The 15644-nt window shown below is 66.0% G+C and carries 17 protein-coding genes; 8 read left to right on the forward strand and 9 right to left on the reverse strand.

Features of this window, described 5'->3' with window-relative positions; all coding sequences use genetic code 11:
* The first annotated feature begins 266 nt into the window (after positions 1–266).
* Positions 267–995, forward strand: a complete 729-nt coding sequence (locus tag CGS25_RS03990; protein WP_089033655.1) for an SDR family oxidoreductase — start codon at positions 267–269, stop codon at positions 993–995.
* A 9-nt stretch (positions 996–1004) separates the two neighbouring features.
* On the opposite strand, the gene CGS25_RS03995 is transcribed toward CGS25_RS03990, so the two are convergent.
* The 3 genes from CGS25_RS03995 to speE all read right to left on the reverse strand — a co-directional run bounded on the left by CGS25_RS03995 (position 1005) and on the right by speE (position 3651).
* Positions 1005–2195: a multidrug effflux MFS transporter gene (locus tag CGS25_RS03995; RefSeq protein WP_089033654.1), complete on the reverse strand. Its 1191-nt coding sequence runs from the start codon at positions 2193–2195 to the stop codon at positions 1005–1007.
* Complete coding sequence (locus CGS25_RS04000) at positions 2192–2650, reverse strand: MarR family winged helix-turn-helix transcriptional regulator (protein WP_101674658.1); 459 nt, start codon at positions 2648–2650, stop codon at positions 2192–2194. The genes CGS25_RS03995 and CGS25_RS04000 overlap by 4 nt, the downstream gene beginning before the upstream one ends.
* Positions 2651–2790: 140 nt before the next feature.
* Positions 2791–3651: a polyamine aminopropyltransferase gene (speE, locus tag CGS25_RS04005; protein WP_089033652.1), complete on the reverse strand. Its 861-nt coding sequence runs from the start codon at positions 3649–3651 to the stop codon at positions 2791–2793.
* Positions 3652–3835: 184 nt separating this feature from the next.
* On the opposite strand from speE, the gene speA reads away from it, so the two are divergent.
* On the forward strand, positions 3836–5716 hold the full coding sequence (gene speA / locus CGS25_RS04010; protein ID WP_101674659.1) for a biosynthetic arginine decarboxylase: 1881 nt from the start codon (positions 3836–3838) through the stop codon (positions 5714–5716).
* A 49-nt stretch (positions 5717–5765) separates the two neighbouring features.
* Positions 5766–6233 (forward strand): DUF4112 domain-containing protein, encoded by a 468-nt coding sequence (locus CGS25_RS04015; RefSeq protein WP_089033650.1) that lies wholly within the window; start codon positions 5766–5768, stop codon positions 6231–6233.
* A 6-nt stretch (positions 6234–6239) separates the two neighbouring features.
* On the opposite strand, the gene CGS25_RS04020 is transcribed toward CGS25_RS04015, so the two are convergent.
* On the reverse strand, positions 6240–6797 hold the full coding sequence (locus CGS25_RS04020) for a DUF523 domain-containing protein (protein ID WP_101674660.1): 558 nt from the start codon (positions 6795–6797) through the stop codon (positions 6240–6242).
* A gap of 38 nt (positions 6798–6835) precedes the next feature.
* Here CGS25_RS04020 and CGS25_RS04025 point away from each other — a divergent pair, with 38 nt between their 5' ends.
* A complete protein-coding gene (locus tag CGS25_RS04025; RefSeq protein ID WP_101674661.1) occupies positions 6836–7807 on the forward strand; it encodes a D-2-hydroxyacid dehydrogenase in 972 nt (323 codons plus the stop codon).
* Positions 7808–7835: 28 nt separating this feature from the next.
* A complete protein-coding gene (locus tag CGS25_RS04030; protein WP_198588685.1) occupies positions 7836–8258 on the forward strand; it encodes a secondary thiamine-phosphate synthase enzyme YjbQ in 423 nt (140 codons plus the stop codon).
* Between the two features lie 245 nt (positions 8259–8503).
* Here the strand turns inward: CGS25_RS04030 and CGS25_RS04035 are convergent, their stop codons facing one another.
* The 5 genes from CGS25_RS04035 to CGS25_RS04055 all read right to left on the reverse strand — a co-directional run bounded on the left by CGS25_RS04035 (position 8504) and on the right by CGS25_RS04055 (position 12101).
* Positions 8504–9232: a DUF2057 domain-containing protein gene (locus tag CGS25_RS04035; protein WP_089033646.1), complete on the reverse strand. Its 729-nt coding sequence runs from the start codon at positions 9230–9232 to the stop codon at positions 8504–8506.
* A gap of 66 nt (positions 9233–9298) precedes the next feature.
* Positions 9299–9634 (reverse strand): DUF4870 family protein, encoded by a 336-nt coding sequence (locus CGS25_RS04040; protein ID WP_101674663.1) that lies wholly within the window; start codon positions 9632–9634, stop codon positions 9299–9301.
* Entirely contained in the window at positions 9631–9960 is a 330-nt protein-coding gene (locus CGS25_RS04045) for a BPTI/Kunitz domain-containing protein (protein WP_089033644.1), read from the reverse strand. Before CGS25_RS04045 ends, CGS25_RS04040 begins: the two co-directional genes overlap by 4 nt.
* Before the next feature lie 69 nt (positions 9961–10029).
* Complete coding sequence (locus CGS25_RS04050; protein WP_101674664.1) at positions 10030–10557, reverse strand: mechanosensitive ion channel domain-containing protein; 528 nt, start codon at positions 10555–10557, stop codon at positions 10030–10032.
* Positions 10558–10730: 173 nt separating this feature from the next.
* Positions 10731–12101 (reverse strand): cytochrome P450, encoded by a 1371-nt coding sequence (locus CGS25_RS04055; protein WP_089033642.1) that lies wholly within the window; start codon positions 12099–12101, stop codon positions 10731–10733.
* A 221-nt stretch (positions 12102–12322) separates the two neighbouring features.
* Between CGS25_RS04055 and moaB the strand changes: the two genes are divergently transcribed.
* The 3 genes from moaB (at position 12323) to CGS25_RS04070 (ending at position 14960) form a co-directional block, all read left to right on the forward strand.
* Positions 12323–12856, forward strand: coding sequence for a molybdenum cofactor biosynthesis protein B (gene moaB, locus CGS25_RS04060; RefSeq protein ID WP_089033641.1), 534 nt, complete (start codon positions 12323–12325; stop codon positions 12854–12856).
* Positions 12853–14088, forward strand: coding sequence for a molybdopterin molybdotransferase MoeA (locus CGS25_RS04065; protein WP_232802249.1), 1236 nt, complete (start codon positions 12853–12855; stop codon positions 14086–14088). Before moaB ends, CGS25_RS04065 begins: the two co-directional genes overlap by 4 nt.
* A 113-nt stretch (positions 14089–14201) precedes the next feature.
* Positions 14202–14960, forward strand: a complete 759-nt coding sequence (locus CGS25_RS04070; protein WP_101674665.1) for an SDR family oxidoreductase — start codon at positions 14202–14204, stop codon at positions 14958–14960.
* Positions 14961–15644 lie beyond the last annotated feature (684 nt).

The following is a 15644-nucleotide window of genomic DNA, read 5'->3' on the forward strand; positions in this document are numbered from 1 at the left end:
TTTCGCATTTTCTGAATTATCCGATTTATACCTGCCTCTCACCGACGCTGACCCGGTGAGAGGTTATTGTCGCTTGACAAGTTCTAAAACGGAACTGACTATGGAGAGTAAGTTTTCAGTGTTCAGTTTTCAGTTTTCAGCAAAACCGACATTGAGTGTTTGCTGGCGTAGGCACCTTGATTCCGGAGCACCAAGCCGGTTTTCTAACTGAACACTGAACACTGAACACTGAACACTCTGAAAAACCCGGATGACGAGGAAATGCCATGACTGCTCCAGCCGTATTGGTGGTGGGGGCGGGCGATGCCACGGGCGGGGCGATTGCCCGCCGGTTCGCCCGGGAAGGGTTCACCGCCTGCGTGACCCGTCGGCACCAGGACGCCCTGGCGCCGCTGGTCGAGGAGATCGAAGCAGCGGGAGGCCAGGCGCGTGCTTTTGGCTGCGACGCCCGTGACGAACAGCAGACCATTGATCTGGTGGACACCATCGAACAGCAGGTCGGGCCGCTGGAGGCGGTGGTGTTCAACATCGGCGCCAACGTCAATTTCCCGATCCGAGAGACCACCGCGCGGGTCTACCGCAAGGTTTGGGAGATGGCCGCGTTCGCCGGTTTCCTGGCCGGTCGGGAGGCGGCCCGGGTGATGGTGCCACGCGGGCGCGGCACCATTATCTTCACCGGCGCCACCGCGTCGCTGCGCGGTGGCGTCGGCTTCTCCGCGTTCGCCGGCGCCAAGTTCGCATTGCGGGCGCTGGCCCAGAGCATGGCCCGCGAGCTGGGGCCGGAGGGCGTTCATGTGGCCCATTCGATCATCGATGGCGCCATCGACACCGCCTGGATTCGGGATAACTTTCCCGAGCGCTACAAGCTCAAGGAACAGGACGGCATTCTCAATCCGGAGCACATCGCCGACGCCTATTGGATGCTGCACCAACAACCCCGCGACGCCTGGACCCACGAGCTGGATCTGCGCCCCTGGATGGAAAAGATGGCGTAGATCGCGGCTTTAGCCCGCGACCCGGGCGCGCAGCGCCACCCAGAACGACAACTGCGCGATCACGCCGGCGCCGGCCAGCACCGAGGCGGCGGCCAGCGCCGGGTTGGGGCCGACCACCGCGAGCGCGGCACTGCCGGCGCCGATCATCATTTGCGTGAAGCCGTACAGACCCGAGGCGGAGCCGGTCAGGTGGGGCACCACGCTGATCGCCTCGGTGAGGGTCGCCGGGCTGGCGATGCCGGCGCCGAGGGTGAACAGAAACACCGTGCCCAGCACCAGTTCCAGCGACAGATGGCCACTCAGCGCCACGCCCAGAAACACCAGGGCCGCCACCGCGCTGAGCAGGTTGGCGCGCACCATCACCGTGCGGATCTCGAAGCGGCCCATCAGGCGGCTGGAAAGAATGTTGCCCAGCGACATGCCGGTCACCAGGATCGCCAGATACAAGCCGACGTGTTCCGCCGGGCGGTGCAGTTGTTCGATGAACAGGAACGGCGCGGCGCTGATAAAGGCGTAAATCGAGGTGGTGGCGCAGCCGCCGCCGATGGCGTAGCCCAGGAACACCGGCGAGCGCAACAGGCGCCAATAATCCCGCGCCAGGCTGGTGCCGGGCTGGCGGGTCGCCGGTTGATGGGTTTCCGGCAGCAATCGCCAAGTGAACAGAAAATTGGCCACGCCCAGGGCCACCAGCAGGTAGAAGATCGACCGCCAGCCCAGTTGCGTGGCCATGGCGCTGCCCAGCAGTGGCGCCACCCCCGGCCCCACGGTCATCATCAGATTCATCAGCGCCAGCCGTTGCGCTGCCAGCCGGGGGGCGGCGGTGTCGCGCACGATCGCCCGTGCCAGCACCAGACCAGCGCAACCGCCCAGTGCCTGGAACAAGCGCGCCGCGATCAAGGCGTTGACGCCCGGCGCCAGGGCGGCGGCGAGCCCGGCCAGGGTGTACAGCGTGAGCGCGCCGAGCAGCACCGGCCGCCGGCCAAAGCGGTCGGAGAGTGGGCCGTACACCAACTGGCCGAGGGCCAGGCCGAAAATATACAGGCTCACGGTCATCTGCATGGCGGCGCTGGAGGCGTGCAGGTCGGCGCCGGCCACCGGCAGGGCGGGCACGAAAATGTGCATCGCCAGGGTGCCGCTGAAGGTCAGTAACGCCAGCCCCCACAGGGCAGGCGCCCGTGGCGTGGAGGAGGGCGGTGTCATTGCGACTCCAGGTCGCGTTCCGATTCCAGGGCGTCGCGCAGGCGCGCCATCACCCGCAAGGTGGTGGCGAGGTCCTGGTCGGACACATCCGCCAGGGTGCGGTCGCGGACCTCGGCGGAGATTCGCTCCAACTGATCGACGATCGCGCGGCCCGGATCGGTCAGCAGGATCTCCTTGGCACGCCGGTCCTGGCCTTCGCGGCGTTCGATGAAGCCCTGGCGTTGCAGGGCATCGAGCACCCGCACCACCGACGAGCTTTCCACCATCAGGGCGTTGGCGAGATCCTTCTGGTAGACCGGTGCCGGCACCCGCGACAAATGCAGCAGTGGTCGCCAGGTGGCTTGGGAGAGGCCAAAGGGTTGCAGGCGGCGGTCAACGGCGCGGCGCCACAGGCGTGACACCTGCCCGACCAAGGGGGCCAGGGCGTTGCGTGGCGAGGAATCCGGGGAGGGCATGGCAATCGCTTATTTAGATGATATGGAAATAGATGATATGTCATCTATTTGCCCACCGGCAAGCGATGCGCGGCCGGCGGACGCCACCCTCCCGGTCTGCAACCGGTGCCGCACGGCGCGACCGGGAGGGATTGCCGGGCTCAGGCTTGCAGGGCGCGGGCCATGAAGGGCGGCAGAGAGAGCGCGCCTTTGTGGATGTCCGAGGTGTAATAGTGGGTTTCGAAGCCCTTGCCGCGGGCGTCCGCTTCGCGGAATTCGCCCACGTCACAGCCTTTGCCGGCCAGGGTGCAACTCCACCAGCCGCTCGGATAGACCGGCTGCGGAAACGGCAGGGTGCGGGTGGATTCGAAGCCCGCTTCGCGCATGTTGCTGTGCAGGTCACGGATAATCGTGCTGCTGTGCAGCAGCGGCGATTCGGACTGCTGCACCAGCACGCCGCCGTCGGCCAGGGCGCGATGGCAATGGCGGAAGAACTCGGCCTTGAACAACCCCTCGGCGGGGCCCACCGGGTCGGTGGAGTCGACGATGATGACGTCGAAGCTGGCCGCCTCGCACTCTTGCATGAACTTCACGCCGTCTTCGAAGCGCAGCTCCGCGCGCGGGTCATCGTTGCGCTCGCACAGTTCGGGAAAGTATTTCTCCGAGAAGCGGGTCACCTGCTCGTCAATGTCGATCTGGGTGGCGCGGGCAACGCCCTCGTGGCGCAGCACTTCGCGCAGAGTGCCGCAATCGCCGCCGCCGATGATCAGCACGTTGCGCGCGCCCTGGTGACTGAACAACGCCGGGTGCGCCATCATCTCGTGGTACAGGAAGTTGTCGCGGCTGGTGAGCATGGTGGCGCCGTCGATGGTCATCAGGTAGCCGAACGTTTCGGTGTCCCACATTTCGATGTGCTGGTAGTCGGTGCGCACCTCCTCGAGCTTGCTGTTCAGGCGCAAGCCGAACGCGGTGCCGGCGGAGTCGAAATGTTCGATGAACCAGTTGTCGTCATGGGTGCTCATAGCAATCTTCCGGGGAAACACAAAACGGGGGCTCTATTGTAGGGCAAGCGCGCGGCCCGGCCACGGTTTTCCACCGGAACCAGAGCGTCATGCCTGGCGGTGCTGGCGGGGCGCGATTGCGACGTGCTATCCGCCGCCGCCGGCAGGCATAATGCCCGCAATATCGCAGCCCCAAGGAATCGCCATGAGTTCGCAGCCGCACAGCCCGTTTGACGCCATCTATAACGTGGAACGTTGGGGCGAGGGCTATTTCCGCATCGGCGCCGATGGCCACCTGCGGGTGCGCCCGCAAGGCGCCGATGGCCGCGAAGCGACCCTGGAAGACGTGCTCAGCGCATGCCGGGCCGCGGGCCTGCGCACGCCGGTGCTGGCGCGTTTCTCTGGCATCCTGCGCGACCGCGTGCGGCGCCTCGCCGGCGCCTTCCGCGACGCCATTGAGCAGCAGCATTACGACGCCGGCTATACGCCGGTTTACCCGATCAAGGTCAATCAGCAGCGCCGCGTGGTGCACGAAATTCTGCGTGCCCGCGACGAAGGCGAGCCGGTCGGCCTGGAAGCGGGTTCCAAACCGGAGTTGCTGGCGGTGCTGGCGCTGTCCAATCCCGGCGACATCGTGGTGTGCAACGGCTATAAAGATCAGGAGTACCTGCGCCTGGCGCTGATGGGCCAGAAGCTCGGCGTGCGCGTGCACATCGTGGTCGAGAAGCTCTCCGAATTGCCGATGCTGCTCAACGAAGCGGAGCGCTTGCAGGTGTCGCCGCGCATTGGTTTGCGAGTGCGGCTGATGAGCATCGGCAAGGGCAACTGGCAGAACACCGGTGGCGAAAAATCCAAATTCGGGCTCAGCGCGCCGCAATTGATTCAGGCGGTGGAGCACTGCCGCGCCGCCGGCAAACTGGATTGCCTGCGCATGCTGCATTTCCATCTCGGCTCGCAGATCGCCAACATCCAGGACATCAAAGCGGGCATGCGCGAAGCGGCGCGTTACTACACGGAATTGCGCACCCTGGGCGCCGGTGTCGACACGGTGGACGTGGGCGGCGGCCTGGGGGTGGATTACGAGGGCACCCACTCGCGCTCCTATTGCTCGATGAACTACGGCGTCGCCGATTACGCCTGGCACATCGTGCAAACGCTGGCCGAGCAATGCGCCCGTTTTGGCCAGCCGGTGCCCGACCTGATCTCCGAATCCGGGCGCGCGCTCACCGCCCACCACGCCGTGCTGCTGCTCAACATCACCGACGAAGAGCGCCTCGAACGGGCCGACGTGCAGGCCCCCGGCGAGCAGGACGGCAACGAATTACGCGAGCTGTGGCGCCTGAACGGGCTGCTGGTCGGCGAGCAGCCCAACCTGCTGGAGATTCACCCGGAACTGGTGGGCGCCTGGCAGGATTTGCACCTGCGCTATTTGAGCGGCGAATTGAGCATCGCCGACCGGGCCCGCGGCGAGCAACTGTACATCAACGGTCTGTTGGCGCTGCGCGAGCGTCTCGACCCGCGCCGCCGTCAGCAGCGTGAACTGCTTGATCGCCTCAACGAACTGCTCGCCGACAAGCTGTTCGTCAATTTCTCGGTGTTCCAGTCGGTGCCCGATGTCTGGGGAATCGATCAGATTTTCCCGGTGCTGCCGCTCTCCGGCCTTGATCAGCCGGCCACCCGGCGTGGTGTGCTGCAGGACATTACCTGCGACTCCGATGGCCGCATCGATCAGTACGTGGACGGCGAAGGCGTGGAAACCAGCCTGCCGTTGCCCGAGCGCATCAACGGCCACCTGGGCATCTTCATGGTGGGCGCCTACCAGGAAATCCTGGGCGACATGCACAATCTGTTCGGCGACACCGATTCGGTGGATGTGAACCTCACCGAAACCGGACAGATCGAGCTCAGCCACGCGATCCAGGGCGACACCGTCAGTTCGGTATTGCGCTATGTGAACTACGACCCCGAGCGTCTGCTCGGCACCCTGGAGCAGCGTTGCCACCAGGCCCAACTCGACGACGCCGAACGGCAGCGCTTTCTCGGCGAGATTCGCGATGGCCTGGCCGGCTACACTTACCTGGAATAACACTTGCCTGGAATAACACCTACCTGGACTAACCGAACAAGGACGAACCATGGCCGAGCACGCCGACACCGCCCGGGACCGGGCCCGACAGGAAGCTGCCTTGCAGCGCCTGGAGCGCTTCAGCCGCTTCACCGATTCCAGCATTGGCATTCCCTTCACCCGTTTCCGGCTCGGTGCCGAGGCGATCATCGGCCTGGTGCCGGTGGTTGGCGATGCCGCCGGGCTGGTGTTGTCCAGCTATGTTCTGCTGGAAGCGCAGCGCGCCGGCGTTCCCGGCGCGCTGAAGCGCAAGATGCTGCGCAATATGCTGGTGGATTTCATTGGCGGGTTGCTGCCGGTGGTGGGCGACGCCTTCGACGCCATCTATAAAGCCAACACCCGCAACACCCGCTTGTTGCGCGAGCACCTGCACCGTCAACTGCACGAAGAGCGCAAGGACCCCTTCCCCTGGGCGACGCTGGCGGGGCTGTCGGTACTGTTCGCGCTGATCACGGCGGCGGTGGTGATGGTGCTGTAACCGGGTTCACTGGTTTCGGGCGCGCCAGTGGCGAAACACCGCCGTCACGAAGGCGGCCAGGGCCTGAGGGTCAACAAGCCCGGTTTCGCTGCACATCGGCAGGCCGGCAAAGCGTTCGCGCAGGCGCGCGGCGAAGGCGCCGTCGGTGACACCGTGCGGCACTCCGGCGGCGTCGTGCACGGGCGTGTCGCCCAACCCGCAACTGGGTGAGCGTGCTTTGAGAATAAAGCCGTCCAGTGTCTCCTCGATGCGATCCGCGCAGCCGCTCAGAGCATCGGTGAAATCGTGCCCCGGGGCGGCGACGCCGCGCACCCGCTGGCTGCCATCCAGGTCCACCACCCGGATCGGCGGGCGCGGCACCGGCAGGCCGATGGCCGCCTCGGGGCAGAACTCACGCAGCCTGACCAGCCCGGCCAGGGTCTCGCCAACGCGCGGATCGTATTTATGGTCACCGTCGTAACGCACCCGCCGGCCCAGCAGGCAGGCGCTGACGCCCACCACCGGCCTATGTGCTGGCTCCAGCGGCAGGGTGACGCCCAACTCGCGCAGCAAATCCGGTAGCATGGAGGGCTCCCACAGTGTGATTACAGGGACAGTCTCCCATGAAAGGCGTGATTCTCGACAGCCAGACCCTCAACCTTCCGGAGCTGGACAGCGCCGCCCTGGAGGCGGAGCTGCCCCATTGGACCCGCTACACGCAAACCAGCCCGACGGAACTGCAAAGCCGTTTGCAGGGCATCACCGTGGCGGTCACCAACAAGGTGGTGATCGACCGGGCGGCGATCGAGGCCAGCCCCGATCTCAAGCTGATCTGCATCAGCGCCACCGGCATCAACAACGTGGACCTGGACGCCGCCCGCGAGCGCGGCATCGTGGTGTGCAACGTCAGTGGTTACGGCACCGCCAGCGTCGCCCAGCACACCTTGGCGTTGATGCTTGGCCTGGCCACCCGCTGGCACCAGTATGACCGCGACGCCCACGCCGGCGCCTGGAGCCGCTCGCCGATGTTCTGCCGCATGGATTACCCGGTGATGGAGCTACAGGGCAAGGTGCTGGGGCTGATCGGCCACGGCGACCTGGGGCGCCGGGTTGGCGAACTGGCCGCCGCCTTCGGCATGACCGTGAAAGTGGCCGCCTCGCTGCGCCCGGGGGCCGACCCCGCCGGCCGCACACCGCTGCCGGAACTGCTTGCCGAGGCCGACGTGATCAGCCTGCATTGCCCGCTCACCGAGCAGACCCAGGGGTTGGTGAACGACCAGTTTCTGGCGGCCATGAAGCCCGGCGCCTTTCTGATCAACACCGCCCGTGGCCCTTTGGTGGACGAACCGGCTCTGGCGCGGGCGCTGCGTGATGGCGTTTTGGGCGGCGCCGCTCTGGACGTGCTCAGCCAGGAGCCGCCGCCGGCGGATCATCCGTTGCTGGCGGCGGACCTGCCCAATCTGATCATCACCCCGCACAGCGCCTGGGTCAGCCGGGAATCCCGGCAGCGGCTTCTGGATGGCGTGCTGGGCAATATTCGCGCCTGGAAAGCGGGCCGCCCCAGCAACGTGGTCAACGGCATCGAAAGCGCCTGATCGCTTAAGATAATCGAGAGAGGCAATCATGTGGCGACAACACAGCATCCGCCTGGCGGCGCGTCCGCGCGGTTTTCATCTGGTCACCGGTGACGTGCTTGACGCCTTGCCGGAGCTGGCGGAATACCGAATCGGCCTGCTGCACCTGTTTATTCAGCACACCTCGGCGTCGCTGGCGGTGAACGAAAACGCCGACCCGGATGTGCGCGACGATCTGGAACGCCACTTCAACGCCACGGTGCCGGAAAACGCCCGCTACTATGAGCACACCCTGGAAGGCCCGGACGACATGCCCGCGCACATAAAAAGCGTGCTGATCGGACCGTCACTGACGGTGCCGATCCGCGACGGCGCGCTGGCATTGGGGACCTGGCAGGGCCTGTATCTGTGCGAACACCGCGACCGCGCCGGACCCCGCACGGTGATCGCGACGCTGCAGGGGGAGGGGTAGACGCCGGACGCTAAACCCTCAGGTTCGGGGCAACGGCGCCGTGCCATTCGGCCAAAACATTTCGCGATCGAGGATCGCTCCCACGCGGCGTTGTAGATGGTTTTGTGTTTTGCGTAGGAGCAGGCCTTGCCAGCGACGGGTTTGATCTTAATCTTTAGCGTCCGACGTCCGACGTCCGACGTCCGACGTCCGACGTCCGACGTCCGACGTCCGACGTCCGGCGTCAGACCCCAGACTCCCTTCCCCTATTTCGAAATCCACTGCAGAAACTCGCGGCGCTCTTCCGGCGTGGCCTGGTTCCATTGCGCTTTCAGCGTGTCCAGATAGCTGGCGGCGGGGGCCACGGTATTGCCGGCCGGGGCGGGGGTGCCGGCGTGGGCGGGCTTGGCGGGCGCCGGTTGCGGTGCGCCCTGGGGGGCGATGGCGTTCTGCGGTGCCACGTTGTCACCGCCGGCGGCCTTCACCTCGGAGCCGGTCAGCGGCGCCAGAATGCCACGGTTCAACACCAGGCCGCTGGGCTGGGAGGGCACTTTTTCGCCGGTGCTGACGTTCTCCACCCAGCCACTGAAGTTGGCTTCCAGGGCTTTCGCCTGGTCCGGGTTCTCGGGGCGTTTGTAGTCCAGGCGGTAAAAGCCGCCGGCCTTGCCGTCGACGATGAATTTGGCCGGGTCGGATTTCATCACTTCGTGGTCGTCCGCGTTCAGGTCCCACAGTTCCTTATAGTAGGCGATCACTTCGTAGCGGCCGGGCAGCAGTTTGAGATCCTTGTAACCGCTATTGAAGAAGGTGTTGGCGCCGGTTACCTCCTTGCCGTTGATGGTGTAGATCTCCAACTGCGAAGGCACGCGCAAGGTGGTGACCTGGGCATCGGCGCGGGCGTTGCCCTCATAGAGCTGAACCACGGGATTGCGAGCACAGGCGGCGAGCAGGAACATCGACGCGATAATCAATAATGAAGCACGAAATGAAGCCATGATGGTCTCCCGGTTGCGCGGACCCGCCAGTGTGGCGGCGCCCGGTGAATGTTTTATGACAACCTTTTAAAAGCCCCAGGTGGTGAGGTTGTCCGGCGCCCGGTCGCGCGCCAGGCTGATCAGCCCGCGCACGCAACGCACCACCCACCAGATAAAAATCACCGCGAACAGCAACCAGCCGATCAGCGCCAGGGTGGTGACGCCGGCGATCAGGTTGTAGAACAGGCCGATCCAGAACGTGCGGTACTGGAAACGCAGGTGTTCGCGCAGCGGCGGCAGCGCCTGGCCGGCATAAACGTGGGCCACGGCGGCGCCGATCAGGCCGGTGACGCCGCCGGTGATCGGCGCTGTCAGCAGCAGTATATAGCCGACCCGCACCAGCGCCGGGCTGGTCTGGTTCACTGCCCGTTATTGCTGGCCGCCGGGCTTTGCGGCGGATTTTCCGCCGGCGTCATGCTGCGCGGCAGAGGCTGTGGCGCGGGCGCGTAGCAGGTGGCGATGCAGGCATCCAGGGTCTCGAACGGCACCTTGCCCTGGCTGCCGCCCCACAGGAACGCCTTGCAGCTTTGCTCATCGCTGTCGTAATAGAAGCGCTGGATGGCGGCGCGACCGTTGCCGGTCTCCGGCTTTTCAAAGCAGACGTCCGGCAACGGGTGAGCCGGGGGCGTGGTTTCGCAGCCGGCCAGGCCGAGGGCCACGGCGATCACGATCAATGGTGCTTGGCGCATAGGGTCGTTCCTCCTTGATGGCGCCGTTCATGATACCCGTTTTTGGCGCCGGGTCAGCCCGGGTGGCTGTTATTGGCAATGTTTGCGGTCGGTTGGCAGGGTGTCGCCGCGCAGCCGGATCACGGTCTTTTGCAGCAGCAGATTGTTGGGCAGCGTGTACAGATGCCCGTCGCTGTCTTCCAGGGTGACGAAGATCAGCCCCATATGGCGCACCTGGCCGGTGACGGTGTTGTCGCCGTCGAGAAAGCGAATGCGATCGCCTACCTTGTAGGGCGCGGTGAAAAACAGGATCACCGCCGCGGTGGTGTTGCTGAGCATCGACCAACTGGCGAACAGCGCCACGCCCAGCAGGGCCACCAGCGAGGTGGCGAACACCATCACGCCGTCTCCGTTGAGCCCCCAGATCGCGCCCAGGGCCACCAGGCTGAGCAGCATGCACAGCACATTGATGATCACCGACATCTTGAACACCCGGCCCCGGGACAGCTGGCGCTGGGCACCGATGCGGCGGGTGATGCGGCGCAGCAGGGAAGAGAGCAGATAAAAGCCGAGCATCGCCGCCAGGGTCAGCAGGGTTTTCAGCAGTAGTGGTGTCATGGTGTCAGCCCCGGCGGTCCGCGACGAAAGGATTGTGCCGGCGCTCGCGGCCAATGACCGGAGATGCACGACACGTCATCGGGCAGGGTGGCGTACTTCATGGCGGTTCGCGGCGTTCAGGCACAAACCGCCAGTGTAGCGCGTCCGCCGGGAGCCGGCGACACGGGCGCCGCTCAGCGCGGCTCGATGCGCACCGGCAGGCCGTCCTTGGGCATCGCCAGGGGCACCAGTTGCACCGGCATCTGGTAGCCCGGCGCCACGCTGACCCGATAGCGGCGCAGGAAATGGAACAGGAAGGTCTTGGTCTGCAGCTCGGCGAAGTTCAGCCCCACGCATTTATGGTGGCCGCCGCCGAACGGGATCCACTGAAACGGGTGGCGCTTGTGCTCGGCGCGCTGGTCGCTGAAGCGCTCCGGGTCGAAACGTTCGGGCTCACTCCAGTATTCAGGCATGTAGTGGGTGAACAACGGTGACAAGTTGACCAGGGTATTGCGGGGCAGGCGGTGGCCCTGGAAGGTCACCTCTTCGGCGGTGCGCCGGGGGAAGGTGGTCAGCGGTGGCCGCAGGCGCAGGGTCTCGCGGAACACCCAGCCGGTTTTTTCCAGTTGGTGGATGTTGTCATAATCGAGCGCCGGCGCATCGATGGTGGCGATCTCCCGGGCCAGGGCGTCCTGCCATTGCGGATGTTGCGCGAGCAGATAGATCAGCGAACAGAGCGTGCTGGTGGTGGTGTCGTGGGCGGCGAACAGCAGGAAGATCATGTGGTTGGCGACGTCCTGCTCGGTGAACGCGTTTTCCCCTTCCTGATCGGCGGCCCGGCACAACTCGCTGAAGAAGTCCGCTTCGCGGGCCGCGCGCTTGGCGGGGATCAGGCCGGCCATGAATTGCTCCAGATAGCGCCGCCCACGCATGCCCCGGTGCCAGAGCGTGCCGGGGATCGGCAGACGCAGCAGCGCCAGCGAGGCGTCGGCGGCGTCGATAAAGGAGCGGTTCACGCGATCCGCTTCCGGGCCCATCTCCAGCCCCAGGAAGGTCTGCGCGCCCACGTCCAGCAGCAGGGCTTTGACGCGATCAAAGAAGCTGAATGTTTCGCCCTCGGGCCATTCGCCAATGCCCTCGGCGATGCGCGGGTTCATGCGCGCCAGATAGCTGGCCAGCGCCGGCTTCTTGAACGCCTGCTGCATGATGCGCCGATGAAACTTGTGGTCGGCGAAATCGCGCAGCATCAGGCCATCGGTGAACAGTCGCTCAAGAATCGGATTCCACGCCGCCCGGCTGGAGAACACATGCTCCTGATCGCGCAGCACGAACTCGTTGGCCTGTGGCCCCAGCAGGGTGACGCCGCGCTGAAAAAGAATGCTGCCCCGGTGCACCAGGCCATGGCGTGCCGCCTGGCGTTGCACCAGGCCGTGGTAATCGCGCAGGAACGGCAGCGTCTGGCCGAGCAGCGGCCAGCCGTAATCGCCGGGAATGTGGTCGAGCCGCCGCTGCGGCAGGCGCGGCAGCCGCGCCGCCCGCGCCTGGGCAGTGTCCATGGAAACCATGCGCTGTCGCTCCAGCTGGATAAGGGCGCCCGGGGGCGCCGGTGGGCATTGCCATCACCGGGCAATCGCCGCCAACTCACTGTATAGCGGCAATGTAGCGTCGCGGCGGCACCAGCGAGAAGCGCCTGTCGGCAGGTGTCAAACCCGGCTGTGCGGCGCGGCCCGCTTCGCCGGGAGCGGCGGCACTGGTACCATCGGGAGCCCCGCAAGAGGAAACCGCCATGGCCCATCAAGAACGTGATTTTCAGGCTCTCGCCATTGCCGTGCTGACGGTCAGCGACAGCCGCGACGCCGCCAGCGACACCTCCGGTGACCTGCTGGTGGCGCGCCTGCAACAGGCCGGCCACCGGCTGGCGGCCCGCGAGATTGTCCGCGACGACATCTATCAACTGCGCCGGGCGGTGTCCGCCTGGATCGCCGACGACGGCGTCCAGGTGGTGCTGACCACCGGTGGCACCGGTTTTTCCGGCCGCGACTCCACGCCGGAAGCGCTCACCGTGTTGTTCGATAAACAGATCCAGGGTTTCGGTGAGCTGTTCCGCCAGGTCAGCCTGGCGCAGATCGGCCCGGCCACGATCCAGTCGCGCTGCGTGGCCGGCGTGGCCAACGGCACGGTGATTTTCTGCCTGCCCGGGTCCAACAACGCCTGCGCCACCGGCTGGGATGAAATCATCGCCAACCAGCTCGATGCCCGCACCCGGCCGTGCAACTTCGTGGGTCTGGTGTCGCAACGGTTTCAAGAGAGCAGCCAGTGAGCGCGCCCACCGCGTTGATGCCGGTGCCGCGGGCGCTGGAAAGGCTGCTGGCGGCGGCGCGGCCGTTGGGCCGCGAGCAAACGTTGCCCTTGAGTGAAGCGGGCGGCGGCTGGCTGGCCCTGCCGGTGAGCGCCCGGGTGGATATGCCGCCGCACGACAACGCGGCGGTGGATGGCGTGGCCCTGCGTTTCGCCGAGCTGGGCGAAGCGCCGCTGACTCTGCCGGTAACGCTGAGAGTGCCAGCGGGCGCCGCCCCCGGCGAGTTGGCCGGCGGCGGCGTGGCGCGCATTTTCACCGGTGCGCCGGTGCCGGCCGGCGCCGACACCGTATTGATGCAGGAGGATTGCCGGTTCACCGAGGGCGCCGTGACTCTGCCGGCGCGCGACGGCGTGGAAGCCGGCCAGAACATCCGCCCGGCCGGCCAGGACGCCCGGCACGGCGACACGGTGTTGGCCGCCGGCGCCCGGCTCACGCCCATGGCCCTGGGGCTGGCCGCTTCCGTGGGGGTACCGGAACTGACCGTGCGGCGGTTACGGGTAACGATTCTCAGCAGCGGCGATGAACTGCAGGACCCGGCCGAGGCGCCACGACCGGGCAAAATCTACAACAGCAACGGCCCGCTGATGGCCGCGTTGTTGCAGCAAAGCGGTTTCCCCGACGTCACGCCCCTGTGGTTGCCCGACGACCGCGCCGCCACCGACCGGGCGCTCGACGCTCTGCTTGCCGACCCTGATCACCGGCCCGATCTGGTGCTGGCCAGCGGCGGCGTGTCGGTGGGCGAGGAAGACCATTTGCGCGCCGCCCTGGAAAGCCGCGGCGGGCTGGCGTTCTGGCGGTTGGCGATCAAGCCCGGCAAGCCGTTTACGTTCGGCGACCTGGACGGCATCCCGTTTTTTGGCCTGCCGGGCAACCCCTCGGCGGTGCTGGTGTGCTACCTGACCCTGGTGTTGCCGTTCTTGCGGCGCTGCCTGGGCGCGCCCGAGGCGCTGCCCATGGCCACGCCGGTGGCCGCCGGCTTCGACGTGCCCCGCGCCGGCAAGCGCCAGGAATACCTGCGCGTGCGGCGGCTATGGCGCGATGGTCTGGCGGTGCTGGAAAAACACCCCAACCAGAGCTCCGGCATGCTCAGCTCGGCGGTCTGGGCCGAAGGGCTGGCGGTGGTGCCGGTTGGCCGCACCGTACAAGCCGGCGAGCCGCTGGACTATTACTCTTTCGCGGATTTATTGGCTTAAAAAAAGAGGCGCTTGCACGCGGGACGCACGCGCGTTGCGCTACACGCAACACGCGAAAAAGCCGCCACCGTAAGCGTGCGTGCCGCGTGCAGCACCTCTCTCAAGGAGTGGTTATGAATTCGGATAAAAAAGTGGCGATCGTCACCGGTGCCGGCACCGGCATTGGCAAGGCCTGCGCGCTGGCGCTGGTGGAAGCGGGTTACCAGGTCGCCTTGGCCGGCCGTAATCTGGAGCGCCTGGAGCGGGTGTTGGAAGAGGCCGGGCTGGGGCCCGAGCAGGCCATCGCGGTGGGCACCGACGTGGGCGACGAAGAGTCGGTGCAGCAACTGTTCGACCGCACCGTGACCGCCTTCGGCCGTCTTGATCTGCTGTTCAACAACGCCGGCACCGGGGCGCCACCGCTGCCGCTGGAAGACCTCAAGGTGAAGCACTGGCAGGCGGTGGTGAACACCAACCTGACCGGCGCGTTTCTGTGCACCCAGGGGGCATTCCGCATCATGAAAAACCAGACCCCCCAGGGCGGGCGCATCATCAATAACGGTTCCATCTCCGCCGAGTCCCCGCGCCCCAATTCAGCGCCCTACACCGCCACCAAGCACGCCATCACCGGCCTCACCAAATCCACCTCCCTGGATGGCCGCAAATACAACATTGCCTGCGGCCAGATCGACATCGGCAACGCCGCCACCGAGATGACCGAGCCGATGCGCCGGGGCGTGCCCCAGGCCAACGGTGAGATCGCCGTGGAACCGATGATGGACGTGCGCCACGTGGCCGACGCGGTGGTGCACATGGCGGCGCTGCCCCTGGAGGCGAACGTGCAGTTCATCACCCTGATGGCCACCGCCATGCCGTTCATCGGGCGGGGGTGAGGGTTGGGGGCAGTTTTCGGTTTTCAGTGTTCAGTGGGAGATTCTATGGTGCCCTGCAAGAGCAGTGACGGTGAGAAGATCTCTCTTACCGCCGTTGACGCCCTGTTGGGTGTCCTACTTGATTCGTGGCGTTGCCACTCACCCTTCGGGCCGCCTTCGGCGTTCCAGCGGCAAGCGGCTGGTCTTGCTTGTCCAAGAAAGTAGGCACATCCCGCGCAGCGGGTGAACGCACGAAGTGCGGGCCGTAGGCCGAGGCGAAGCCCCTCTTTGTATGAAGAGAAGGAAGGACACCCCGTTGTGTCGCCCTTCGGGTGCCCTTCATTAGACGTCGCGTAGGAGAGGCCGGGCGGCGTTCCGCTGGGCGGCATTCCGCTAGGCGGCATCCCGCCCAGCCAGCGACGTCTTTTGATGTTTATGTGGGAGCGGTCCTTGACCGCGAAGGGGCTTTGCCGGGCAGTCCTCGCCTTCGGCTCGGTTCGCGGTCGGGGACCGCTCCCACGGTGGCGCTGTAGCATAGGCCTGCGCCGAAGTTGGATTCTGGTTTGGGAGCGGTCCTTGACCGCGATTCGGGTCGAGATTTTGATGTTGACGTCCAGCGTCCAGCGTCCAGCGTCCAGCGTCCAGCGTCCAGCGTCCAGCGTCCAGCGCGGGCACGGCCTCGCCGGACACCGAAGCCTCTGCCGC

The sequence above is a fragment of the Alloalcanivorax mobilis genome (assembly GCF_002864685.1).
Taxonomy (GTDB): Bacteria; Pseudomonadota; Gammaproteobacteria; order Pseudomonadales; family Alcanivoracaceae; genus Alloalcanivorax; species Alloalcanivorax mobilis.